Annotated in this window: 20 protein-coding genes; 7 read left to right on the top strand and 13 right to left on the bottom strand. The window is 72.6% G+C overall.

Features of this window, described 5'->3' with window-relative positions:
• Positions 1-211 precede the first annotated feature (211 nt).
• Both I8N67_RS07940 and I8N67_RS07935 read right to left on the bottom strand, forming a co-directional pair.
• The gene (locus I8N67_RS07940; RefSeq protein ID WP_307835179.1) at positions 212-817 is read right to left on the bottom strand and encodes a DUF3017 domain-containing protein; all 606 of its coding nucleotides are present in this window, start codon (positions 815-817) and stop codon (positions 212-214) included.
• Entirely contained in the window at positions 807-1661 is an 855-nt protein-coding gene (locus I8N67_RS07935; protein WP_200301884.1) for a bifunctional methylenetetrahydrofolate dehydrogenase/methenyltetrahydrofolate cyclohydrolase, read from the bottom strand. The genes I8N67_RS07940 and I8N67_RS07935 overlap by 11 nt, the downstream gene beginning before the upstream one ends.
• Positions 1662-2078: 417 nt before the next feature.
• Here I8N67_RS07935 and I8N67_RS07930 point away from each other — a divergent pair, with 417 nt between their 5' ends.
• From I8N67_RS07930 to I8N67_RS07910, 5 genes are all read left to right on the top strand, one after another.
• The gene (locus I8N67_RS07930) at positions 2079-2666 is read left to right on the top strand and encodes a hypothetical protein (RefSeq protein WP_200301883.1); all 588 of its coding nucleotides are present in this window, start codon (positions 2079-2081) and stop codon (positions 2664-2666) included.
• Positions 2667-2883: 217 nt separating this feature from the next.
• Positions 2884-3624, top strand: coding sequence for an FHA domain-containing protein (locus I8N67_RS07925; protein WP_200301882.1), 741 nt, complete (start codon positions 2884-2886; stop codon positions 3622-3624).
• Positions 3625-3944: 320 nt separating this feature from the next.
• Positions 3945-5249, top strand: coding sequence for a protein kinase domain-containing protein (locus I8N67_RS07920; RefSeq protein ID WP_200301881.1), 1305 nt, complete (start codon positions 3945-3947; stop codon positions 5247-5249).
• 136 nt (positions 5250-5385) lie between these two features.
• A complete protein-coding gene (locus I8N67_RS07915; protein ID WP_200301880.1) occupies positions 5386-5976 on the top strand; it encodes a M23 family metallopeptidase in 591 nt (196 codons plus the stop codon).
• Between the two features lie 156 nt (positions 5977-6132).
• On the top strand, positions 6133-8010 hold the full coding sequence (locus I8N67_RS07910) for a serine/threonine-protein kinase (protein WP_200301879.1): 1878 nt from the start codon (positions 6133-6135) through the stop codon (positions 8008-8010).
• Between the two features lie 115 nt (positions 8011-8125).
• On the opposite strand, the gene purH is transcribed toward I8N67_RS07910, so the two are convergent.
• Positions 8126-9706 (bottom strand): bifunctional phosphoribosylaminoimidazolecarboxamide formyltransferase/IMP cyclohydrolase, encoded by a 1581-nt coding sequence (gene purH, locus I8N67_RS07905; protein WP_200301878.1) that lies wholly within the window; start codon positions 9704-9706, stop codon positions 8126-8128.
• Positions 9703-10332, bottom strand: coding sequence for a phosphoribosylglycinamide formyltransferase (purN, locus tag I8N67_RS07900; protein WP_200301877.1), 630 nt, complete (start codon positions 10330-10332; stop codon positions 9703-9705). Before purN ends, purH begins: the two co-directional genes overlap by 4 nt.
• Before the next feature lie 370 nt (positions 10333-10702).
• Here purN and I8N67_RS07895 point away from each other — a divergent pair, with 370 nt between their 5' ends.
• The gene (locus tag I8N67_RS07895) at positions 10703-11557 is read left to right on the top strand and encodes a hypothetical protein (RefSeq protein ID WP_200301876.1); all 855 of its coding nucleotides are present in this window, start codon (positions 10703-10705) and stop codon (positions 11555-11557) included.
• Positions 11558-11564: 7 nt separating this feature from the next.
• On the opposite strand, the gene I8N67_RS07890 is transcribed toward I8N67_RS07895, so the two are convergent.
• Complete coding sequence (locus tag I8N67_RS07890) at positions 11565-13388, bottom strand: cell division protein PerM (RefSeq protein ID WP_234045291.1); 1824 nt, start codon at positions 13386-13388, stop codon at positions 11565-11567.
• A 132-nt stretch (positions 13389-13520) separates the two neighbouring features.
• Between I8N67_RS07890 and I8N67_RS07885 the strand changes: the two genes are divergently transcribed.
• Positions 13521-14447, top strand: coding sequence for an RNA polymerase sigma factor (locus tag I8N67_RS07885; protein WP_307835178.1), 927 nt, complete (start codon positions 13521-13523; stop codon positions 14445-14447).
• Between the two features lie 275 nt (positions 14448-14722).
• Here I8N67_RS07885 and sucD read toward each other — a convergent pair whose 3' ends face one another.
• The 8 genes from sucD to I8N67_RS07840 all read right to left on the bottom strand — a co-directional run bounded on the left by sucD (position 14723) and on the right by I8N67_RS07840 (position 24718).
• The gene (sucD, locus tag I8N67_RS07880; RefSeq protein WP_200301874.1) at positions 14723-15607 is read right to left on the bottom strand and encodes a succinate--CoA ligase subunit alpha; all 885 of its coding nucleotides are present in this window, start codon (positions 15605-15607) and stop codon (positions 14723-14725) included.
• Between the two features lie 21 nt (positions 15608-15628).
• Positions 15629-16807, bottom strand: coding sequence for an ADP-forming succinate--CoA ligase subunit beta (gene sucC, locus I8N67_RS07875; RefSeq protein WP_200301873.1), 1179 nt, complete (start codon positions 16805-16807; stop codon positions 15629-15631).
• A gap of 807 nt (positions 16808-17614) precedes the next feature.
• Entirely contained in the window at positions 17615-17797 is a 183-nt protein-coding gene (locus tag I8N67_RS07870) for a hypothetical protein (RefSeq protein ID WP_200301872.1), read from the bottom strand.
• A gap of 715 nt (positions 17798-18512) precedes the next feature.
• Positions 18513-19412: a hypothetical protein gene (locus I8N67_RS07860; protein ID WP_200301870.1), complete on the bottom strand. Its 900-nt coding sequence runs from the start codon at positions 19410-19412 to the stop codon at positions 18513-18515.
• 284 nt (positions 19413-19696) lie between these two features.
• Positions 19697-20938 carry a vWA domain-containing protein gene (locus I8N67_RS07855; RefSeq protein ID WP_234045290.1) on the bottom strand — a complete coding sequence of 414 codons (1242 nt, stop codon included), beginning with the start codon at positions 20936-20938 and terminating at the stop codon, positions 19697-19699.
• Complete coding sequence (locus tag I8N67_RS07850; protein ID WP_200301869.1) at positions 20935-21117, bottom strand: hypothetical protein; 183 nt, start codon at positions 21115-21117, stop codon at positions 20935-20937. Before I8N67_RS07850 ends, I8N67_RS07855 begins: the two co-directional genes overlap by 4 nt.
• The gene (locus I8N67_RS07845) at positions 21117-23498 is read right to left on the bottom strand and encodes a DUF5682 family protein (protein ID WP_307835177.1); all 2382 of its coding nucleotides are present in this window, start codon (positions 23496-23498) and stop codon (positions 21117-21119) included. Before I8N67_RS07845 ends, I8N67_RS07850 begins: the two co-directional genes overlap by 1 nt.
• On the bottom strand, positions 23495-24718 hold the full coding sequence (locus tag I8N67_RS07840; RefSeq protein ID WP_200301868.1) for an ATP-binding protein: 1224 nt from the start codon (positions 24716-24718) through the stop codon (positions 23495-23497). Before I8N67_RS07840 ends, I8N67_RS07845 begins: the two co-directional genes overlap by 4 nt.
• Between the last annotated feature and the right edge of the window lie 16 nt (positions 24719-24734).

Below are 24734 nucleotides of genomic sequence, written 5' to 3'. Positions count from 1 at the left end.
CAGGTCCCGTAGGTCCCTCCGCAGTGGTGACGCGCAGGTGCCGCCGGCGTGGCCCGGCGGGGACACCTTGGCGGAATGGTCACTTCCGTGCCACAGCGGCCTGACAGGTATTGAACAGGGCGTTCGCCGTGCAGGAATGTGGAGCGCGACGGCGGTCCGTCCTTACTCGGGGGAGGGGACGGGCCGCCGTCGCGTGTGCCGGGCAGCGGGTTCAGCCGGCCTCGTCGCCCACCGTGAAGTGCAGGGTGTCCTTCAGGATGGGGATCTCCAGCAACGGCTCGGGCTGGGCCATCAGCCCGAGCAGCACGATGGCGGCGCCCAGGACGATGTACGTGACCATGTCGGTGAAGCGGGAGCGGACGGCGAGCATGCCGACGTCCCGCACGACCCAGCGCAGAACCGCGCCGGCGAGCAGCGCGGCCCCGATCAGGATCGTGCCGACCCGGAACACGTCCAGCGCGGTGAGCAGCAGCCCGAGCCCCACGGTGCACAGCACGACGAGGATCGGCCACTGCCGGACGGGCGCGGGCGCCTCACGGGGTGCGGCGCGGCCACCGCCCTCGGGGCGTGCGGTGTCCTTGGTGAACATCGGGAAGCGCCGGGTGGCACGGACGGGCTTGCCGTCGACGTCGGGCACGCTGATCGGATCCCGGACCTCGATCTCGGCTTCGACCTCGACCTTGGCCTCGACCTTGGCCTTGGCCTTGGCCTTGACGTCGGCCTCGTTCGCCGCGTCCGCCGTTCCCTCCGCGTCCACCGCGTCCACCGCGTCCGTCGCCGACATCTCCGCCGCCTCCGCCCTGCCGTCAGCCGACACTGCGCTCCGCCGCCTCGACCACGTTGACGAGCAGCTGGGCGCGGGTCATCGGGCCGACACCGCCGGGGTTGGGGGAGATCCAGCCGGCGACCTCGGCGACGTCGGGGTGGACGTCGCCGACGATCTTGCCCTCGGCGGAGCGGGATACGCCGACGTCGAGGACGGCGGCGCCCGGCTTCACGTCCTCCGCGCGGATCAGATGGGCGGAGCCGGCGGCGGCGACGATGATGTCCGCCCGCTTCAGGTGGGCGGACAGGTCACGGGTGCCGGTGTGGCACTGGGTCACCGTCGCGTTCTCGCTGCGCCGGGTGAGGAGCAGCGGCATCGGGCGGCCGATGGTGACACCGCGGCCGACGACCACGACTTCGGCGCCCTTGATCTCGACGCCGTACCGGCGCAGGAGGGTGAGGACACCGTTGGGAGTGCAGGGCAGCGGGGCGGGCTCGTTGAGGACGAGGCGCCCGAGGTTCATCGGGTGGAGGCCGTCGGCGTCCTTGTCGGGGTCCATCAGTTCGAGGATGCGGTTCTCGTCGATGCCCTTGGGGAGCGGCAGCTGGACGATGTAGCCGGTGCAGGTGGGGTCCTCGTTGAGCTCCCGCACCACCGCCTCGATCTCCTCCTGGGTGGCGGTCGCGGGCAGTTGGCGCTGGATGGAGGCAATGCCGACCTGCGCGCAGTCGCGGTGCTTGCCGGCGACGTACTTCTGGCTGCCGGGGTCTTCCCCGACGAGGATCGTGCCGAGTCCGGGCGTGACGCCCTTCTCCTTCAGCGCCGCCACGCGGGCGGTCAGGTCGGACTTGATCGCGGTTGCGGTGGCCTTGCCATCGAGAATCTGGGCGGTCATGGGTCCAATCTTCGCGGATGACCGGGTCCGGGTTCCAATCCGGTCACCTGCCGGACACGTCCCACCGCTCCTCCCACCGCTCCTCCCACCGCCCCTCCCACCACTTCTCCCGCCGCTTCCCGACCGCCCCCCGACCGCTTCCGAAGGCGAGCTCCGACCCGTATCCGCCGTCGACGGTGGCCCTTACCCACCCGTACCGACCCTGCCCGACGCGGCCCGACCCCCGCCCTGCAAGATCGGATGTGTTGCACTTGCACAACACCCGAGGAATCTCCCTGGACATCCGACCGGGCATATAAAACGATTGGACAACAGTGCCGCGGGCACTGCCGGGGGGCGTGACCACTTCACCAGTTCAGGGCATTCCTCCGACCCGTGCCGCGCGTCCCCGCACCAGGCAACGGAGGAAACCCCGCCATGAGCTACGGCGACCCGAACAACCCCTACGGCCAGCCCCAGCAGCAGCCGCAGCAGCCCCCCGCCCCGGGCTACGGCTACCCGCAGCAGACCCCGCCCCAGCAGCCGGGCTACGGCTACCCGACCGCCCCTCCTGTCTCCCAGGGGTACGGCGGCTATCCGAACGCACCCGAGACCATGCCCAGCACGGTCAACGCGGCCCGCATCATGCTCTGGGTCATCGTCGGCCTACAGGCGATCGGCGTGCTTCTGTACGGCATCGGCGCGGTCGGTGTGAGCGCGGCCAGCGACAGCACCGAGGACCCCGCGCTCGCGGAGGCGCTCGGAAACATTCCCGTCGGCCAGATGGTGGCGATCGCCATCTTCGCGACGGCCTGGCTCGTCTACGCGATCATGCTGGCCGTGAAGTTCAAGAGCGGCGGCAACGGCGTACGCGTCGCCGCGCTGGTCTTCGGCATCATCACCGCGGTCCTGGGTGTCTTCCCGTTCTTCCTCATCGGCCTGGTCCACCTGGTGCTGGGCATCCTGATAGCCGTCTTCACCGGCAACGCGAACGGCAAGGCGTGGTTCAACCGCCCGCGCTACTGAGCCGCCGAGCATTCGAAGGGCCGTGCCTCCGCAGGGGGGTACGGCCCTTCGGCGCGTTCACGCCAGGCAGGCCCCGCCCACCGGCGCGGGTGTCATCCCCATGGCCATATCTACCGCTTCATACGGGAAACGCCGGATAAGCCTGCCCTGCGGCGCTTACACACCCCCTCCCCCTAGCCTGACGTGCCCATGTCTGCCTCGGGGGAGGAAACCAGTCATGCACAGCATCATCGTCGTGCCGACGGACGGTACGCGTCCGGCCGACCAGATCCGTCTCGCGCCCAGCCAGTCCCTACCGTTCGGCCGTACGGCACGGCCCGACACCCCGCATCTGACGATTCCGCACGAGGGTGTGTCCCGGGAGGCGGGCGAGATCACGGCCACGGGCGCCTACTGGACGCTCAGCAATCTGAGCCGCGCGCAGACGTACGTCGTCGAGAACCCGGAGGGCGCGGGCGAGCACATCAAGATCACTCCGGGGCGGCTGGACGCGCCGGTGCCGTTCGAGTTCTCGCGCGTGGTGCTGCCGGCCGGCAACGAGTTGCTCAGCTTCGACGTCTGGGCCCCGCGCCACGACTTCCTGGACCACATCGGCCCCTGCGCCGGGCCGCCGACCGCCTCCGCGTTCCCGCTGGACCGCGGCAAGCGGTACTTCCAGGTGCTGGTCGCCCTGTGCGCCCCACGCCTGCGCGGCGAACCGCACGCCTCGCTCGCCACCGCCGACGAACTGGTCGAACTGCTCCGCCCCACCTGGGAGTCGGTGTCCCGCACCTCGGTGCAGTGGAACATCGACTACCTGGCCGTCAAGCTACGCCTCAAACCGGCCCCGGACTCCACACCCCCCGGCGCCGGCCCCCGCCTCAACGGCAAAAAGGAGCGCCTCGTCTCCCTCGCCCTCCGCTTCGACCTCGTCCGCGAACACGACCTGACACTCCTGAAGGGCGGCACGGACCGATGAACACGGAGAAGCCGCGCGGGGAGAGGCCCGGCGAGAAGTGGGCCACGGCGCCGGGATCAGGGCCGGGGTCAGGACGGGAGTCAGGCTCGGCATCGAGCACGGGATCAGCCACGAGCACGGACACGGCATCGGGGCCGGGGTCGGTCGCGGGCGCGGGGCCAGGCTCAGGCACCAGGTCAGGCTCGGGCACCGGCCCGCGCCCAAACTCCGGCTCCGGCTCCCGCTCCCGCTCCCGCTCCGGCTCCGGCTCCGGCTCCGCCCACGAAACCGCCCCCTTCGCCGTCCCCGTCCCGAAGGGCTACCGCGTCGGCGCCTGGGAGGTGCGGGAGCCCCTCGCGTCCGGGGCGTTCGGGAGTGTGTATCTCGCCCGGTGTGTGGAGCCCGTCGAGGGGCTGCCCGCCGAGGCCGCGCTGAAGTTCCATCCGACGGGGACACGTACCCCGCGCCAGTTGCGGCACCTTCAGGAACTCGCCGAGCGGGAGACGGAGTTGCTGCGGCGGCTCCAGCGTCCGCGCCTCATCCGTATGTACGAGACGCTCACCGTGGACGACCCGTCGGACCCCCTCCTCGACGGCGCCTCCGTCCTCGTACTGGAACGCGCCGAGGGCTCCCTCGACCAGTTGATCGAACGGCTGACCGACCGGGCGCGGGGGCGGCGGGCCGTCGCGCTGCCCGGCGGGCCCTCGCTGCTCGCCCAGATCTGCGAGGGAGTGGCGCATCTGCACCACGCGGGCTGGGTGCACGGCGACCTCAAGCCCGCCAATGTCCTGCTGATGGCGGACGGTTCGGTTCGGCTCGCCGACTTCAACCTGGCCGCCGAGCTGAACGGCACACACGCTTACTCCCCCGCCTTCAACACCCCCGACTACACCGCGCCCGAGCTGCTCTGGGCCGAGGTCGGCGAGCAAGGCCACCAGACCCGCCCGACCGCCGACATCTGGGCCTTCGGCATCCTCGCCCACCTCGTCCTCACCGGATGCGCGCCCTTCCCGGGCGCCACCCCGCCCGCCCGCCGCGACGCGGTCCTGCGCTACGCGAGCGGCCGGGAGGAACTACGGCTGTCCCCCGAACTCCCGGAAGCCTGGCGGGAGATCGTCACCGACTGTCTGGCCCCGACCCACGCGGCACGCGCCCCGCACACCGCGCAGTCCCTCCTCCGCCGCGTCGAGACGGCGGCGGGGGCGGCCCGCTCCCCGCGGCTCCCCCGCCTCCAGCCGCGGCGCGGCCCCCACCCCGCCCTGCTCGGCGGACTCGCGGCGGTCACGGCCGTATCACTCGCCGCGGCCGGTCTGCTGGCCATGCGCGAACCCGCCCCGCAGGGGTACGCGCGCTGCGACAAGGGGGACGTCTGCTTCTTCACGAAGACGGACGGCCAGGGCGAGATGTGCGCCTGGTACGAGTACGACGACGACTGGCTCGGCGGGAACATCACCTGCGACTGGGCGAAGCACACCCAGCCCAAATCGGCCTTCAACAACGGCTACACCGGTGACCCGCACGACGACGTCCAGCTCTTCCGCTCGGTCAACCGGAAGGATCCGTTCGGCTGCGTGCAGGAGACCGCCAAGGTCAATTATCCGGACGGCCTGGTTCTCCGCTCCCACGAATGGGTGGCGAACTGCTGAGCCATGACCCTATGACCTTTGAGGTACCGGGTCGGCGCCCGCGCACAGATGCTTGAGGCGTTCACAGCAAGTACGGAAAGCACTGAAAGCACTGAAAGCAACGGGGAAAACGGGGAAAACGATGATGACAACAGCTATGCCCGTACGTCGCCGGACGGCCGTCGCGCTCGCCGCGACCGCTCTGTCACTCTCCTTCGGTCTGACGGCCGGTGGCACGGCAACGGCGGCGGCACCCCAGGGTGAGGTGGCCGCCGCGGCCGCGAAGCCGAAGTTCCAGATGCCGTTCAAGTGCAACACGCACTGGCAGATCAACACCTGGGGTCACAACCCGGCCATCGACCTGGTGGTGAAGGGGAACACCGGTTCCTCCGGGAAGGCCGTCTTCCCCGGCTACAAGGGCAAGGTGGTCAAGGCCTACTACGACAAGGGCGCCGGCAACGTCCTGCTCATCAGCCACGGCAGCGGCTGGTACACGGCGTACTACCACCTCAAGGACAAGGCCACCAAGTACGTCAAGGTGGGCCAGACCGTCGCCGCGAAGAAGCAGATCGGCCGCATCGGCGCCACCGGCGGCAACAGTGGCGACTGGGCGCACCTGCACTACGAGCAGCGCTACCTGGCCAAGGGCACCCCGACCGAGAAGCACCGCAAGCCGGTGCACTTCAACGGCAAGTCGTACACGGGCAAGAACAAGCAGTGGAAGGACGTCGTCAGCAAGAACTGCTGAACGCCGGCAGAAACCGCTGAGCCGGGAACGGGCCGCCGGTCCAGGACCGACGGCCCGTTCCCGGCATCGCCCGCACGGTAGTCTCTCGTCAACTCGCGTGGCCCAAGGGACCGTTGAGGCAGCGCACGACCAGAGAGACCACCACTCGGGGGATCCATGTCAGACCAGCGGCCCGAGCCGCCGCCCCACTCCCCGGCGTCCGGGAACGCCGCACTGGAGCAGGCGGGCGCGACCCCGCTGAAGCCGTCGGACCCAGGCCTCCTCGGGCCGTACGTACCGCTCGGACTGCTCGGCAGCGGCGGCATGGGCCGGGTCTATCTGGCGCGGCCCGCAGACGACGGGCCGGGGCTCGCCGCGGTGAAGGTGATCCGGCCCGAGTACGCCGAGGACACCGAGTTCCGGCGCCGTTTCCAGCGCGAGGCCCGGGTGCACGACCGGGTCCGCACACCGTACGCGCCACGGCTGCTCGGCACCGGCTTCGAGGACGAGAGCGCGAGCGCGAGCGCGGACCAGGGTGACGGCGAGCACGGCCACGGGCGGGAACTGCTGTGGATGGCCACGCAGTACCTCCCCGGCCTCAACCTCGCCGACGCGGTCCGCGACTGCGGCACCCTCGCCCCCGCCGGGGCCTGGCGGCTGGTCGGCGAACTGGGCCGCGCCCTGTCGGCGCTGGCCGCCGCCGGAGTCGTACACCGGGACCTCAAGCCGTCCAACGTCCTCCTCTCCGCCGAGGGCGTCCACGTCATCGACTTCGGCATCTCGCAGGCCGCCGACAGCAGTGCGATCACCATCACCGGCAGCCGCGTCGGCACGCCCGCGTACATGTCACCCGAGTACCTCAGGGACGGCCGCTGCGACGCCGCCTCGGACGTCTTCTCCCTCGCCGGCACGCTCGTGTACGCCGTCACCGGCCACGCCCCCTTCGGCAACGGTACCGGTGTCGACGTCATGCACCGGGTCGCCTTCGAGGAACCCAAGCCGGACATCATGGCCGACCTCATCGCCGCCGACCCGGCGCTGGCCGCCCTCCTCACCGCCTGCCTCGCCAAGAACCCGGCCGACCGCCCCACCCCGGCCCACCTCGTCGAAGCCGCCACCACGGCCGCCGGCACCCACGGCGGCGGCCTCCCCTGGCCCGGTCCCCTCAACTCCCGCCTCGTCGCCCGTCAGCGGTCCTGCGAGCTACTGGCCCACGCCACCACCCAGCAGACCGGCCACTTCCGCGCGCCCGCGCCCGCGCCTCGGGGCCAGTCCCCCATGCCGACACCGACACCGACACCGGGCTTCGGCCCGGCCACGCCGGCGGGGGCGTACGGCCCACCGACACCGATGCCCACACCCTCACCTCCGCCCACACCGGCTCCGACACCGCCCTCCCAGCCCCGGCGGAAGAAGCCGTACTTCGTCGTCGTAGCCGCGCTGGCGGTCTGTGCCGTCGCCGCGGGCGCGTTCTTCCTCACGCGTCCGGCGACCGACGACTCCGTGTCCGCCGCGCCGACCGCCGGCACGAGCACGGCCCCCGACGGCGATGCGGCGTCCCCGCTGCCCGGCTCGTCCGGCTCGCCTTCCCCCTCCACGGACAAGGAGGAGAAGGAAGAGGGGAAGGAGAAGGACGGGAAAGGCGGGGAGGACGGGGAGAGTGCCTCCCCCGACGCCACTCGCGAGACGGCCGACCCCGCTGCCACCGACGCGGTCGACCCCACCTCCGGCGGTTCCTCGGGCGGCGACAGCGCCGCGAGCCCCACGCCGGCGCCCACCAGGACGGCGACGAAGCCCGCCACCCCGGCCTGGATCTCCCAGTGCACGTACTACTCCGGCACGGAGCTCACCGACCGCGGTGACGAGGGCCAACGCGTCGTGCAGGTGCAGTGCATGCTCCAGAAGCGCGGCTACAGCGTCGGCGGTTCGGGTGTGGACGGCAAGTTCGGCAAGGACACCGACGCGGCGGTCCGGCAGTTCCAGAGCGCCAAGGACCTGGAGGTCGACGGCCAGGTCGGCACCAACACCTGGGCGGCGCTGCGCAGCTCGACATAGCACCGGCCGTCAGACGGCCAGAAGAACGGCCGAGGACACGGCCCGGGACATGGCCGAGGGCCCGCCGGAAGTCACCGGCGGGCCCTCGGCCGTCGCGAACGCGGAGCGGGACGGCTCAGTGGAAGAAGTGCCGCGTCCCCGTGAAGTACATCGTGATCCCCGCCTTCTGGGCGGCCTCGACGACCAGCTCGTCGCGGACCGAACCGCCGGGCTGGACGATGGCCTTGACGCCGGCGGCGGCCAGGACGTCGATGTTGTCCGGGAAGGGGAAGAAGGCGTCCGAGGCGACGTACGATCCCTGCGCCCGCTCGGCCCCGGCCCGCTCCACCGCCAGCTTGCAGGAGTCGACGCGGTTGACCTGGCCCATGCCGACGCCGACGGAGGCGCCGTCCTTGGCGAGGAGGATCGCGTTGGACTTGACCGCGCGGCAGGCCTTCCAGGCGAAGGACAGGTCGGCCAGTTCGCCGGCGGAGAGGGCCTCGCCGGTCGCGAGGGTCCAGTTGGCGGCGTCGTCGCCGTCGGCCTGGAGCCGGTCCGTCACCTGGAGGAGGGCGCCGCCGTCGATCGGCTTGACGTCGACGGGGTGCTGGGGGCCGTCGGGGCAGCGCAGCACACGGATGTTCTTCTTCTTGGCGAGGGCCTCCAGCGCGCCGTCCTCGTAGTCCGGCGCGACGATGACCTCGGTGAAGATCTCCGCGACCTGCTCGGCCATCTCCTTCGACACCGGGCGGTTGACCGCGATGACACCGCCGAACGCGGACAGCGGGTCGCAGGCGTGCGCCTTGCGGTGCGCCTCGGCGACGTCCCCGCCGACCGCGATGCCGCACGGGTTGGCGTGCTTGATGATCGCGACGCACGGCTCGGTGTGGTCGTACGCGGCACGGCGGGCGGCGTCCGTGTCCGTGAAGTTGTTGAAGGACATCTCCTTGCCGTGGAGCTGCTCCGCCTCCGCCAGGCCGCCCGTGCCCGCGGTGTAGAGGGCGGCGGGCTGGTGCGGGTTCTCGCCGTAGCGCAGGGTGTGCGCGCGCTCCAGGCTGGTGGCGAGGAAGGCCGGGAACTGCGAGTCGTCGGCCGGCGCGTAGGAGGACGCGAACCAGGAGGAGACCGCGATGTCGTACTCGGCCGTGTGCCGGAACGCCTCGGCCGCGAGCCGCTTGCGGGTGGCGAGGTCGAAGCCGCCGTTCTGGACCGCGGCGAGGACGTCCGCATACCGGGCGGGGCTGGTGACCACCGAGACGGACGGGTGGTTCTTGGCGGCGGCGCGGACCATCGAAGGGCCACCGATGTCGATCTGCTCGACGCACTCGTCGGGGGTGGCGCCGGAGGCCACGGTCTCCCGGAACGGGTAGAGGTTCACCACGACGAGGTCGAACGGCTGTACGCCCAGCTCGGCGAGCTGCCGCTGGTGGTCCTCCAGCCGGAGGTCGGCGAGGATGCCCGCGTGCACCTTGGGGTGCAGGGTCTTGACCCGGCCGTCCAGGCACTCGGGGAAGCCGGTCAGCTCCTCGACCTTGGTGACGGGCACACCGGCGGCGGCGATACGGGCGGCCGTGGAACCGGTGGAGACGAGCTCGACGCCGGCCTCGTGCAGACCGCGCGCGAGGTCTTCGAGGCCCGTCTTGTCGTAGACGCTGACGAGCGCGCGACGGATGCCCCGCTTGCCGCTCTCGGCCGTGACAGTGCTGTCGGCGGTCACTGGATAACTACCTTTCGTCCCTCAATGCGATAGCCGTTGCGGGCGAGCCGCCCCACGACATCGACGAGCAGCCTTCGCTCGACTTCCTTGATGCGCTCGTGCAGAGCGCTCTCGTCGTCCTCGTCCCGGATCTCCACCACGCCCTGCGCGATGATCGGCCCGGTGTCGACGCCGTCGTCGACGAAGTGGACGGTGCAGCCGGTGACCCTGGCGCCGTACGCGAGCGCGTCCCGCACACCGTGGGCCCCCGGGAAACTGGGGAGGAGGGCCGGATGGGTGTTGATGAACCGCCCACCGAACCGCGCCAGGAACTCCTTCCCCACGATCTTCATGAACCCGGCGGAGACCACCAGATCGGGCTCGTACGCGGCCACGGCCTCGGCGAGCGCCGCGTCCCACTCGTCCCGGGCGCCGTACTCCTTGACCCGGCACACGAAGGTCGGCAGTCCGGCGCGCTCGGCCCGGGCGAGCCCCTCGATGCCGCCGCGGTCGGCTCCGACGGCCACGATCTCGGCGCCGTAGGCCTCGACGCCGGTGGTCTCGATGGCGTCCAGCAGCGCCTGGAGGTTGGTGCCGGATCCGGAGACCAGCACGACGAGGCGCTTGGCCACGGGCTTGGCGGCCACGATGAGGCCCTTTCTGCGGGTTTTACGGGGAACATCCAGGTCCGCCGAGTTCGCACTTGTACCTTCGTACGAATGCTTCACGTTCCCCGATACGGGGAAGTCTACGAAGCGGCCGACCGTCAGCAACGATACCGGCACACCGGTCGGCCCCCGTGGGACGGGGGCGTGGCCGGAAGGTAGCGTCTGCGAGGAGCGGGCTCGGGAACGCGGTCGGTGTGTGGGGCGTTCACGGAGTGACAGCTCATGGCCCACCTCATGCCCTGCCAGCAGAATTCACCGCTGTAACCACCGTTGCATCCACCGTTGTATTCACGGTTGTATCCACTGCCGTACTCACCGCTGTATTCACCAAGGGGAAGACGCACTCCTGATGCCGGACCGCAGCCTCCGCCTTCCTTCGCTCCTGCTGCGTGAGCGGAGTTCCTCTCCCACGCCTCCGCGCGAGAGCGAGGACACCCCCGAGCAGTCCGGGCAGCCCGGGCGGGGCCAGGGCTCAGGTTCTTCGGGCTCCTCGAACTCTCCGGACTCTCCGGACTCTTCGAACGACAATCCGTTCGCGCCGCCGCCCGAGGGCACGCCAGACCGGCCGTGGCAGCCGCGCCGGCCCGAGGGCGGCCAGGGTTCCGACGACGGAGCCCGGCACGGTGACGGCCACGGTGGGGGTCATGCGCCGTGGGGCAGTCAGTGGAGCGACCGGCAGCCCGGCCGCTCGTCCGGCGGGCCCTTCGGTGAGCGTCCCGGCGGCCAGGGCGGACCCGGTGGTCCGGGCGGTCCGGGCGGTCCGGGCCAGGGCCCCGAGGGCGGTCCGGGCAGCGGGCTGCGCTGGGACCCGACCGACCCCGTCCAGCGCCGCGCGCGGTACTCACTGCTCTGCGGCATGTGGGCCTTCTTCTTCGCCCTCTTCGCCTGGCCGTACGTGGCGCTGCTGCTGGGCTCCCTGGCCATGTACTGGGCGATCAGCGCCCTGCGCGCCAAGCCCGGCACACCGGACCCGGACCGGCCGGCGGCCCCCGAGCCGAGCGGCCGCCCGCAGAAGACCGCGGCCATCAGCGGCCTGGTGACCTCCGCCCTCGCCCTCGCCCTCGTCGTCAGCACCTTCACGGTCCAGTTCGTCTACCGGGACTACTACACCTGCGTCAACGACTCCCTCACCACCGCCTCGGAGAAGTCCTGCAAGGAGCTGCTGCCGGACGGGCCGGTACGGGAGTTGCTGAGCGCGAGCTGAGCCGCCCTCACACAGTGGGGTCGGCGTCCGGGGCGCTTTCGCGCTCGTTCCGTCCCGTCGAGGACAGATCGCGCAGCGCCGCCCAGCGGGCCGCATGGGAGTCCGGGTCCCGGAGAGGGGTCGGCTCCGGTGAGTACGGGGTGGTTCGGGACCCGACCGGCGCCGCTTCATCGGCCGTCGGCGTCTCGTCGCCGTGGCCGTGGCCGTGGCCGCCGAACGTCGTCTCTCCCGACTCACCCCGGAGAGCCTCGCCGTCGGCCACCCGCAGGTCGCGCTGAGGCTTCCCGCCCACGTTCGTCGTCTTCGGCGCGCGCCGGAACAGCCCGGCCGACGCGGCCCGCCCCTGCTTGCAGTCGGCTCCTCGGGTCGGCTGGGCCGCAGTTGGGGGAGCCGGCTTCCGCCTCCTCGCCCGTTTCCGTACCCGCCACCACCGCGCCACCAAGGCGACCGGCACCCCCACCACAGCCACCCAGGCGCCGGCCGCGCCCCCCGTCTGCCACCACACCGGTCCGAAGTCGGCCAGGACGCCGCCGCCGAGCGGGCCGGCGGCGAGGCTGGTGAGAAGGGCGGTGACGGCGGCGGAGACGAGGGCCGCGAGGAGGGTCGCGGTGGTGGTCCGGCGGGCCGACCAGGGGGCGGTCCGGTCGGCGGCGGCCCGGGCCGCGGTGAACCAGCCGACGGTCACGCCCGCGGCGAGCGGTACCGCGCCCACGGCCCAGTACACCGGCGTGCCCCCACCCTCCGGGGCGGCCGCGAGCAGGGGAAACGGCGGCAGGAGTCCGGCCGGGGCCGCCGCGTGGAGCGGACCGGCGGTGTGTCCGGCGCCCAGTGCGAAGCCGGGGCCGAGGGCGTAGGCCGCTCCCCACACCGCCGCGTTCGGGACGAGGGCGAGGCAGAGCAGCAGTACGGTGAAGCGCCCCGACCACCCCTCGGTGAGCTGGAGGAAGGAGTCGCGGGCCGCGCCGCCGTGCCAGGCCAGGGACACGGCCACCAGCAGGGCGCCGCCGCCGGTCAGGGCCAGCACGCCCGCCCCGGCGGCCCGTGCGGCGGCTGCCGCCAGCTGCCGTCGACCCTCCGTCGCCAAGGTGCCGCCGAGGATGGCGGGCAGGGGCAGCCGGGGGCGCCCGCACGCAGTCCACACCCCCGTGCCCGCCGCGAGCGCCGCCAGCAGCGGCACGCACAGCACGGCCCACCACCACAACGGGCGCAGCACACCGCCGGAGGCGTACAGCGTGACGACCCCGCCGACGGCCGCGTATCCGGTGACGAGACCGGCCCATGTCGTACGGACGCCCGGCCCGGAACCGTCGTCCGCGTGGTCGCGGGCCGAGCGGTGCAGGAGGACCGCCGGCAGGGCGAGCAGCAGCAGGGGGACGAGGCCGATCGGGGCGGGGTCGCCGGAGAGCGTGTCGGTGCGGACGAGTTCCACACCGTGGGAGAGCAGCCACAGCCCCGCCGCGACGTGCAGCGCCCCGCCCGGCCCGCTGTCCGGGTACGGCGAACTGATCCACAGCACCATCACCAGCGCGGTGTACGCCCCGAGCCCGAGCCCCGCCGCCAGTACGCCGCCCAGCACCCCGGCGACCAGCCGGGACGACCTTCGACGGGACCGCCCGAACAGGGGCGCCGACCATGTCGCCGGGGGTGCCATCGGCGCCATGGTCGGCACAGTGGGCGGGGGAGCTGTCGGCGTCATGGGTGCCGTGCGGGAGGCCGGCCGGGTGAGGGCGGGCCAGGTGGCGTCGGTACGGTCCCGCCAGGTGTGGCCGGTCGGGTGGCCACTGCCCGCAGTCGGGTCGTTCGAGTCGGTCGCGTGCGTCACGTCGGCCATGCTCCCAACGACACGCGCTTTACCGGCGTAACGAACGATTCACGCACGTGTCGCCCAATATGTGCTTATGTGCTTTTTCGTACGAGGGCCGGTCCGGTGAAGGTGGGTACGGCGGGGGGTGAACCGGTTCCGGTGACCGGGTCCTCCGGCGAGCCGTCCACCCGGAGCGAGACCGAGTGGTACCAGCAGCCCCTCTGTGCGGCCCTCGACGCCGACACCGACGCCGACGCCGACGATCCGGGCCTGGCACCGGCGCCCCTGACACCCGGCCAGGCCTTCGACGCGCTCTACGCGTACTGCGCCCCCACCCTCGTACAGCAGACCTATTTGCTCACCGGGCGGCGTCGGCTGGCACGCGACGCGGTGGAGCGGGCCTTCCAGCTCGCCTGGCAGCGCTGGCCGGAGGTGGCCGTCGACCGTGATCCGGCGGGATGGCTGCGGGCGGCCGCCCACGAGTACGCCCTCTCCCCCTGGTACCGCCTGCGCCCTCGCCTCCCCCGGCGCCGCCAGGAGCCGCAGCCGCCCGACCCGACCGGCCGAGCCCTGCTGAACGCGCTGCTCGAACTGCCGCCCCCGTACCGTCGCACCCTGCTCCTCTACGACGGTGTCGGCCTCGATCTACCCGACACGGCCGCCGAGACGGAGGCGAGCACCCCCGCTGCGGCGGGCCGGCTGCTCTACGCCCGCGCGACCGTCACCGCGCGCCTCCCGGAGCCGGTCGAGCCCGATGGCCTCAGCCGCCTGCTGGCCGAGCTGCCGGGCGAGATCGACCCCGGTCCCACCAGACCCCTCGCCCTCCGCGCCCGGGCCGACCTCCGCGCCCGCCGCTGGACCCACGCCGCCATCGCCTTCACCGTGCTCCTCCTCACCACCACCGGCCTCACCCTCCGCACCGCTCCCGACCACTACGAACCCCCGGTCCCCCCGGGCGCCCCGGTCCGCGGCATCCCCCCGCGAGCGGCCCCCGGCCCCCTCTCGGAACGCCGACAGGAACTCCGGGCGAAGCTCCGGTCGGAGATGGCGGCAGGACGGGAGCGCCTGCGACCGGAGGCCCGCTGATCACGCGTCGCAGCTGCGGGCAGTCGTGCCGCTGGGGCGGCACGGGTGGGGCGCGGCGCACGGTGGGCGCCGCGCACGGGTGGGCGCGGCGTACGGGTGGGCGCCGACCCGTGCGCGGCGGGCGCGGCGGCACCCGGCAAGCGCCGGTGAGTGAAGCCCGCCGCCGCCCAGCCCCGGCGCCGGGTACCGCCCGATCGAGCCGGGCCCCGGAGACGCCGACGGGCCCGCACCCCGAAGTGGGGTGCGGGCCCGCGAAAGGCTCAGCCGAGCTGAAGTCAGCCGCCGAGGATCTCGCGCGCGAGCTTCGCCGTCTCGGTCGGCGTCTTGCCGACCTTGACGCCGGCGGCCTCGAGGGCCTCCTTCTTCGCGGCGGCCGTACCGGAGGAGCCGGAGACGATGGCGCCGGCGTGGCCCATGGTCTTGCCCTCGGGCGCGGTGAAGCCGGCGACGTAACCGACGACCGGCTTCTTCACGTTCTTCGCGATGAAGTCCGCGGCCCGCTCCTCCGCGTCGCCACCGATCTCACCGATCATCACGATCAGATCGGTGTCGGGGTCGGCCTCGAACGCGGCGAGCGCGTCGATGTGCGTCGTACCGATGACCGGGTCGCCACCGATGCCGACGGCCGACGAGAAGCCGATGTCACGGAGCTCGTACATCATCTGGTACGTCAGCGTGCCGGACTTCGAGACGAGACCGATACGGCCCGGCTTGGTGATGTCACCGGGGATGATGCCGGCGTTCGACTGACCGGGGGTGATCAGACCCGGGCAGTTCGGGCCGATGATCCGCGTCTTGTTGCCCTGCGACACCGCGTACGCGTAGAACGCGGCGGAGTCGTGGACCGCGATGCCCTCGGTGATGACGACCGCGAGCGGGATCTCGGCGTCGATGGCCTCGACGACGGCGGCCTTGGCGAAGGCCGGCGGTACGAAGAGGACGGACACGTTCGCGCCCGTCTTCTCGATCGCCTCGGCAACCGTGCCGAAGACCGGGATCTCGTTGCCGTCGATGTCGACGGACGTGCCCGCCTTGCGCGGGTTCACGCCACCGACGATGTTCGTGCCGTCGGCCAGCATGAGCTTGGTGTGCTTCATGCCCGTGGCACCGGTCATGCCCTGGACGATGACCTTGCTGTCCTTGTTGAGGAAGATAGCCATGGCTGTGTCTGTCCCTCTTCCTTACTTCGCAGCCGCGAGCTCGGCGGCCTTGTCGGCCGCGCCGTCCATGGTGTCCACGCGCTGGACCAGCGGGTGGTTGGCGTCGGAGAGGATCTTGCGACCCAGCTCGGCGTTGTTGCCGTCGAGGCGGACGACGAGGGGCTTGGTGACTTCCTCGCCCTTGTCCGCGAGCAGCTGCAGCGCCTGCACGATGCCGTTGGCGACCTCGTCGCAGGCGGTGATGCCACCGAAGACGTTGACGAACACGGACTTGACGTCCGGGTCGCCGAGGATGATCTCCAGGCCGTTCGCCATGACGGCGGCGGAGGCGCCACCGCCGATGTCGAGGAAGTTGGCCGGCTTCACGCCGCCGTGGGCCTCACCGGCGTACGCGACGACGTCCAGGGTGCTCATGACGAGACCCGCGCCGTTGCCGATGATTCCGACCTCACCGTCGAGCTTGACGTAGTTGAGGTTCTTCTCCTTGGCCGCGGCCTCGAGGGGGTTCGCGGCCGCGTGGTCGACGAGCTCCTCGTGGCCGGGGTGGCGGAAGTCCGCGTTCTCGTCCAGGGAGACCTTGCCGTCGAGGGCGAGGACGTCACCGGAGACGACCTTGGCCAGCGGGTTGACCTCGACGAGGAGGGCGTCCTCCTCGATGAAGGTCTTCCACAGGGTGACGAGGATGTCGGCGATCTGGCCGGCCACCTCGGCCGGGAACTTCGCGGCCTCGACGATCTCGCGCGCCTTCTCGGGGGTCACACCCTCGTTGGCGTCGATCGGGGTCTTGGCGACGGCCTCGGGGCGCTCGACCGCCACCTCCTCGATCTCCATGCCGCCCTCGACGGACGCGATGGAGAGGAAGGTGCGGTTGGTGCGGTCGAGGAGGAAGGAGACGTAGTACTCCTCCACGATCTCCGGAGCCGTCTCGGCGATCATCACCTTGTGGACCGTGTGGCCCTTGATGTCCATGCCGAGGATGTCCGTCGCGCGGGCGACGGCCTCGTCCGGGGTGGCGGCGAGCTTCACGCCGCCGGCCTTGCCTCGCCCACCGACCTTCACCTGCGCCTTGACGACGGACTTGCCGCCCAGCCGCTCAGTCGCCGCGCGGGCCGCCTCAGGCGTGTCGATGACTTCACCGGCCAGCACCGGTACACCGTGCTTGGCGAAGAGGTCCCTCGCCTGGTACTCGAACAGGTCCACGCGCGTCCGTCCCTATCAGTGATCTCGCGGTTCGTTGGATGCGTGGGCGTGCCGCGAAGGGCAACGTGACGTCCGCCGTGAGTCACAAAGGGGGCGCACACGATGTCCGAGCGCGCGGCATGTCCGTCTCGCAGGCTATCGCTGCTTCCCGGAGGCCTCTAAATCGCGGGTCACACCTGAGCGGTGATACCTGTCACATGATGCCGGACTCACTGGCACCGAGTGCCGCGTGTGCGGGGCCTCACCGGGCGGGGGTACGTCCGGTGAGGCCCCTCCAAGGCCCCCGCATGCCTCTGCCGGGGCCTCCGGCGGGTGCTCCCCTCCCCAGGGGAGACCACCCGCCACCTCCCACCGCCCTCCACCCGAACCTGGCCGACGGCTTTCGGCCGTCCGGGTTTCAGCCGCCGGTGGGTCGGCTGTCTGTGGGCTGCGTCATCGCAGCGGGTCGTGGCGCTTCACGGCGCCCGGGGGCCGGTCAGGGAGCGGCGTGGCCACGCCGGGTACGGGACCCTTCGGGGAGGTGGCGGGGCGTAGCCCGGAGTGGCCGGGGCGACGACATCGTCGACACCGGTGGCCGGGTTGACGAGGAGCGAGCGGACGGGGTTGTCGGGCGCTGCCAGTGAGAGCGCGGGCGAGGGAGCCGGCCCGCCCTGCTGGCCTGCTGGCCTGCTGGCTTGCTGGCTTGCTGGCTTGCTGGCTTGCTGGCTTGCTGCGGGGGCGGCCTCATTGGCGACGTCGTACGCCACCCGGCCGGGTCCTCCTCGACCGCTGGTCCGGCGACGGGCACCACACCATGCCGCGCGGTGTTCACGGCGGGCCCGGGAGCATGGAGACGGCGATGTCGTCGGCTAGGTGGGCGGCCAGGCCGGTCGCGTACGGCGACACGTCGGCGACTGCCTGGTGTGGGTGTGGGAGGGCGGTCGCGTCGCCCGCTGTCCGCCGGGCGAGGGCGGTGGCGTCGCCCACGACGGGCTTGGGGATGGGGGTCACGCCGTTGACGGCGGGACGACGGCAGGGGCACGGCCCCGGCAGAGGTCTCGTCGACGGCCGGGGTGGCCGTGGCGACCGGCCGGGGCGGTGGCAGTGCCCACGGCCCTCCGACCGGGTTGGCCGGGGCCGCCGGCGCCACCGGGCCGGTCGGGCCGGTCAGGCCGGTCGGGTCAGCCGGGCCGGTCAGGCCGGTCGGGCCGGTCAGGGCCGCCGGGCCAGCCGGGCCGGTCAGGGCCGCCCGGCCAGCCGGGCCGGTCAGGGCCGCCCGGCCAGCCGGGCCGGTCAGGGCCGCCGGGGCCACCAGGCCGGTCGGGCCGACGCCCACGTCGGGCACGGTGAGTGTCGGCGTGCGCAGGGCGTCCCCGCCGGCGGCGGTGGCGGTGGCGCCGAAGGCCCATGCGCTGTTGGCGTCGGCGGCTGGCACGAGGGGGCGGTGGGTGTTCGCGTTCATGCGGGCGTGAGTTCCTTCGGGAATCCGAGTCGTGGGGAGCCGGAGGGAACCGCGACCGGTGACGCCGCTTTCGTCGGTGGTCCGGAAGTGGGGGACCAGCGGCTGTGCACCCGGCGCTATCGCGACGTCAATCCGACGAGGTCGCGGTTACGGCTCCGAGGGGCTCTCGTCCGGGCCTCCGAGAGAGGAGGGAGGGGAACCGGGACGGCGAGCAGACCTGTTCCGTCCCCGCACGGCAGGTCCGGCGGGGGAAGGCGGTCGGCCCTATCCGGGGAACTCGGGGACGTCCCGGTGCCGGTCCCGGGTCCCGCCCGCGGCGTCGACCGCGGTGGCGCCGGGCACGAGCCTCAGCGGCGCCCGGTGAAGAGAGGTGACGGCATGCGGCTCGCCGTGCCGCGGCCCGTTGTTGTCGGCCCCGGCGTGCCCGCCGAGGGCACCCGTGGGAAGGCCGTCGCCGTGCGGGCTCCGCTGCCCGGGCATCGGCATGACGTGCGAGGCCCCGGCATCGGCGGCCCGCTGCGGTACAGCGACGGCCACAGCGACCCCGCCCCCAGCCCCGCCACGCGGCCCGTACACGACGGCTGCCGGCCCGGCAGCCCGCTCACCGCCGTCGTCCACAGTCGGGCCCGGCCTCTCGGCCTCGCCCGCGCCCGGCTCCTGCGGCGTCGCGTCGACAGGCAGGGCCCCGACCGGCAGCGTCTCGACCGGCAACGTGGACCACTCGGGCAGTTCCGGAAGGTCCGGGAGGCCGGGCAGCGATGGCGGCTCGGTCACCGGCGGAAGCTGCGACGGCACCTCGGCCAGCCCCTCGGTGACCGACTCCACGAGGTCGCCGACCGGCATCACGACCTGCTCGGTGACCGGCTCGACAAGGTGCTCCCCGACCGGGGGCACCACGTCTGCGACCGTCCCGGTGACCTCGGTGACGGTGTCCACCACGGGGGTCACGGGGCTGGTCACGAGACCGGTAACGGCGGTTCCCTTGACCTCGCCGGGCAGCAGACCCTTGTCCGCCGCGCTCGCCCGCTCCCCGCAGAGAACCCCCAGCACGAACAACCCACCCACCAGCAGCGCGACCCACACCCACCGGCGCCCGGCGGCCCCGCGCACCACGCGCAGGACGGCACCGGCACCGGCACCGGGCAGTGCGGCTGCTGAGGTCAAGGCGGGGAGGCCTCCCGTGCGACGGAACCACGGAGTACGGGGTGAACTTGCGCAAGATGCGAACACCCGTGTGAAGGGTGTGAAGCGCTGCCGATCCTCGCACGGGACTCCCACGGTCACGCAAGCCCCGTGTCACTGACGCGCTGTCATGTCCGCTTTTCAACGCCAGATGTCCGGTTCTCCACTCCGGTCACCGTCACGCGATACCTGCCCGGCCATCCCCACGACCCGGCCACACTTGCCGCCCGGTCATACGCCCAGCCCGGTCGGCCGCGCCACCCCGCTCACGCACTGTCCGGTATCGGCAGAGGCCGCTTCTCGATCGCCGCCGCCATGACCTCCGGGAACAGGTCGGGTGTGCAGGCGAACGCCGGTGCGCCGAGGGCCGAGAGGGCCGCCGCGTGCTCACGGTCGTACGCGGGCGCCCCTTCGTCGGAGAGAGCGAGCAGTGTCACGAACTGCACGCCCGACGCCTTCATCGCCGCCACCCGCTTCAGCATCTCGTGGCGTATCCCGCCCTCGTAGAGGTCACTGATCAGCACGACCACGGTCTCCGCGGGCCGGGTGATCTGCGACTGGCAGTACGCGAGCGCCCTGTTGATGTCCGTGCCGCCACCGAGCTGGGTGCCGAAGAGGACGTCGACCGGGTCGTCGAGCTGGTCGGTGAGGTCGACGACGGCCGTGTCGAAGACGACGAGCCGGGTGTTGATGGACCGCATGGACGCCAGCACCGCCCCGAACACGGACGCGTAGACGACGGACGCCGCCATCGACCCCGACTGGTCGACGCAGAGGACGACCTCCTTCTTCACGGACTGCGAGGCCCGCCCGTACCCGATGAGCCGCTCGGGCACGATCGTCCGGTACTCCGGCAGGTAGTGCTTGAGGTTGGCCGCGATCGTGCGGTTCCAGTCGATGTCGTGGTGGCGCGGCCGGCTCACGCGGGAGCTGCGGTCGAGGGCGCCCGTGAGGGTTGCCCGGGTGCGCGTGGCGAGCCGCTTCTCCAGGTCCTCGACGACTTTGCGTACGACGGCCCGCGCGGTCTCCTTCGTCGTCTCCGACATCGCCTTGTTGAGGGAGAGCAGGGTGCCGACGAGGTGGACGTCCGCCTCCACCGCCTCCAGCATCTCCGGCTCCAGCAGCAGCGCGGACAGTCCGAGCCGGTCGATGGCGTCCCGCTGCATGACCTGCACGACGGAGGAGGGGAAGTACGTCCGGATGTCCCCGAGCCACCGCGCCACGGACGGCGCCGACGCCCCGAGCCCCGCCGAACGGTCCCGCCCCGCCTGCGTCTTGTCCCCCTTCCCGTACAGCGCGGTCAACGCCTGGTCCATGGCCGCGTCCTGTCCGCCCAGCGCACACCCGGTGCCGTCCGCCGCGTCCCCACCGAGCACGAGCCGCCAGCGCCGCAACCGCTCACCGGCGACATCCACGCCCGAGCCCGAGCCCGCCTCCACGCCCGCGTCCAGCCCTGTCACCCTCGCCGTCTCTGCCGTCCCCGCCGTTCCTGCCGCTCCCGTCGTCATCCGCGCACCCCCGTACGAGGCCGGTCCCAGAGCGGGATCACCGCCACGGTCGTCGCCGTGCCGATATCGGCCCGGAACCCGTCGCCGTGGCCTTGCCCGGGCCCGTCCCCGCCCGGGGTGTCCACCGTCTCGGCCTCCCGCCGCCCCGGCTTCCACGTCCGTGCTCCGTCGTTCGCCATCACGCCACCCCCACCACATCGTTGTCATCGGCGCCGTCCAGGCCGAGCAGCAGCCGCACCACCGGCAGCACCGCGTCCGCCCGGTCGCCGTCGAGATCGGCCGCGAAGCCCGCCGTGCCGGACCCACCCGCCACCGCGCTCCCCCGCTGCCCCGGCCCACGCCGCACCAGCTCCCCGAGCGTCCGCCGCACTCCCGGCTCATACGCCGAGAACGTCCGCCGCAGCAACGGCAGTACGTCGGTGAACGCGTCCCCCGGCACCCCGGTCAGCCAGGCGTCCACCAGCCCCAGCAGCCGTTCGTCGTGCACCAGCAGCAGCCCGCCGCCGGAGCCGCCGCCGACGAACCCCTCGATCCAGGCCGCCGCGTCGGCCGGCGCCGTACCGGGCGAGAGGACGAGCCCCATGAGCCGGGCCGCCTCCTCCTGCGCCAGCTCCCCGTCGTCCAGCAGGAGTCGCAGGGCCCGCCCTCGGATGACCCCCGGGACGGTGTCCCGCCGGGAGAGGACGTGGAGCACCGAGTGCCAGCGGCCCCGTATCTCGCCGTCCCGGGCCGCGTGTACCGCCGTGACGGCGTCGCCGAGCAGTGCCACCGCGCCGTGCACGGCGTCCACATGGCGGCGCATCTCCTGTGCCGCGTCAGTGTCGAGGGCGGAGCAGGCGGGTGGCAGGCCGACGAAGACGCGCTCGGCGAGTCCGGCGGCGACCTCGGCCAGCGCCCGGGTGTCGGTGGCGCGGACGTCGCCGTAGCGGAGGGAGCGGACCAGGGCCGGGAGGGCCTGGGCGAGGTGGCCGACGTCGGCGTCGAGGGCGGCGCGATCGGCGAGCACCCGCATCACCACCGGCAGGGCGTCGGGGAGTTCGGCGAGCAGGCAGCGCTCGGCGAGCGCGGTGATGTCGGCGAGCGACCCGGCCGTGACCGCGTCCGCCTCGGCCTTTGCCATCGCCGCGGCCAGCACGGTGGTCCCCCACACCCCGGCCTCGGCGACCCGCACCGCCAGCTCCGGCTCCCAGCGCAGCCGCCAGGTCTCCCGGAACGTACCGGTGCTGCCGCGCGAGGCCGACGGCTCGCCCCACTCGATGCCGAGCAGCCGCAGCCGGTGCAGCAGACGGCCGCGCTCGGCGTCGTTCTCCTTGCGCAGGTCGAGCTCCAACTCCCGCTCCAGCGCCTCCGGCTTGAGCCGCAGCCGCCGCTGGGCCCGCGCCAGGTCCCGCTGCAAGGGCACCGCCGGCGCCGACGCGGGCACCTCTCCCAGCACATCGCCGACCACCAGCCGGTCGCGCACCAGCGACAGCGGCACGTCCGAGCCCTCGCACATCACCGCTCGTACGGCGTCGGTGGTCTCGGTCAGCCCGGGCAGGGGGCGGCCACGCATGGCGGCGAGCGTCTCGGCCAGCCGCACCGCCTCGATGACATGTGCGGGGGAGACGATCCGGTCCTCCTCGCGCAGCAGCCCCGCCACCTTGGTCAGCCACCGCTCCACGGGACGGTCGGGCGCGTCGAACAGATGCCCGTACCAACCGGGCGATTCGATCCCCGCGCCGTAGCCGCCGGCCCGGGCCAGCCGCCGGTGCGTCCACGGCACCCAGGTCATGTCCGCCTTGACCTTGGGCAGCCCCTTCAGCAGCGCCCGGTCGGCGGTGACGGTCCGCTTCTCCCGCAACGCGGGCACATGCCACGCCCCGCACACGACAGCCACGGCCTCGTCGCCGAACTCCTTCTGCGCGGCCCGCAGCTGCGACCGCATGTACGCCTCCCGCACGGGATCCCGGTCGTGCCCCCCGGTCCCGTACACCTCCCGCAGCGCCCCCATGGCCTCCTCCAGCACGGCGAACGGCGCGAACACGTCCCCGCCCGTCCCCCGGTGCTCGATCACGTCCTCCCACCAGCGCTCGGCATCGTCATAACCGGCGGCTTCGGCGAGCGCGCCGAGCGGATCGCCCCGGACGGCCTCCTCCGCCGGTTCGTCCGACTGGGAAGCCGGTCCCTCCGGCTGGGCAGCGGTCCGCTCCCCCCAGGCCAGCGTGTGCGTGGCCGGAAGGTCGATGAAGCGGGCCGGAACACCGTGGGCCAGGGCCCAGCGGATGGCCACCCATTCCGGGGAGAACCCGGCGAGGGGCCAGAAGACCGAGCGGCCGGGCTCGTCCACGGCATGGGCGAGGAGGGCGACCGGGGGCCGCATGTCCTCGTCGGCGGCGAGCGGGATCAGCTCGTCGGCCTCCGGTGGCCCCTCGATCAGCACCACCCGGGGCCGCGCCGCGTCCAGCGCGGCCCGCACCGCCCGCGCCGACCCCGGCCCGTGATGCCGTACGCCGAGCAGCAGGGGCCCGCCGCAGGTCGTCGCCTCCTCCCCCTCCCCCTCCCCCTCCCCCCGCCCCGTCACGCGCTCACCTCGCGGCAGGCGCGGTAGAAGTCCGTCCAGCCGTCGCGCTCACGTACGACCGCCTCCAGGTACTCCTGCCAGATGACGCGGTCGGCGGCCGGGTCGCGGACGACGGCCCCGAGAATGCCTGCGGCGACGTCGGAGGCGCGCAGGACGCCGTCGCCGAAGTGGGCGGCGAGGGCGAGCCCGTTGGTGACGACGGAGATCGCCTCGGCGGTCGACAGGGTGCCGCTGGGGGACTTCAGCTTCGTACGGCCGTCCGTGGTGACGCCGTCGCGCAGCTCGCGGAAGACGGTGACGACTCGGCGGATCTCGTCGATGGCGTCGGGTGCGGTCGGCAGGTCGAGGGAGCGGCCGATCTGGTCGACGCGGCGCGAGACGATGTCTACCTCGGCGTCGGCGCTCTCCGGCAGCGGCAGCACGACCGTGTTGAATCGGCGGCGCAGGGCGCTCGACAGGTCGTTGACCCCGCGGTCGCGGTCGTTGGCCGTGGCGATCAGGTTGAAGCCGCGGACGGCCTGCACCTCCTGCCCCAATTCCGGTACCGGCAGCGTCTTCTCGGACAGGATCGTGATCAGGGTGTCCTGGACGTCGGCCGGGATGCGGGTCAGCTCCTCGACGCGGGCCGTCATGCCCTCCGCCATGGCCCGCATGACGGGGCTGGGCACGAGGGCGTCGCGGCTCGGACCGTGGGCGAGCAGCCGCGCGTAGTTCCAGCCGTAGCGGATCGCCTCCTCCGGGGTGCCGGCCGTGCCCTGCACGAGCAGCGTGGAGTCGCCGCTGACGGCCGCCGCGAGATGCTCGGACACCCACGTCTTGGCGGTGCCGGGGACGCCGAGCAAGAGCAGGGCGCGGTCCGTGGCGAGGGTGGTGACGGCGACCTCGATAATGCGTCGCGGACCCACGTACTTGGGTGTGATGATCGTGCCGTCGGGCAGTGTGCCGCCGAGCAGATACGTGGCGACGGCCCACGGCGACAACTTCCAGCGGGTGGGCCGGGGCCGGTCGTCCCGCTCGGCCAGCGCGGCGAGTTCGGCCGCGAAAGCGTGCTCGGCGTGTGCCCGCAGCACCTCACCTCCGCCCTCGCCTCCACCCGAAGTCACTCCTCCCACACCCGAAGCCACAGCTCCTTCGTCCGGGTGCGCGTTCGTGTGCGTGTTCGCGGGCGCGGACTGGTTGTGGCGCGGGTCGACAGTGGTCGTATCAACAGACGCAGGCATGGCTGAGTCCCCCTCC

The organism is Streptomyces adelaidensis (genome assembly GCF_016598475.1).
GTDB classification, from domain to species: Bacteria; Actinomycetota; Actinomycetes; order Streptomycetales; family Streptomycetaceae; genus Streptomyces; species Streptomyces adelaidensis.
Note: the sequence above shows the minus strand (reverse complement) of the source record. Positions and strands in the feature narration are given on the sequence as shown.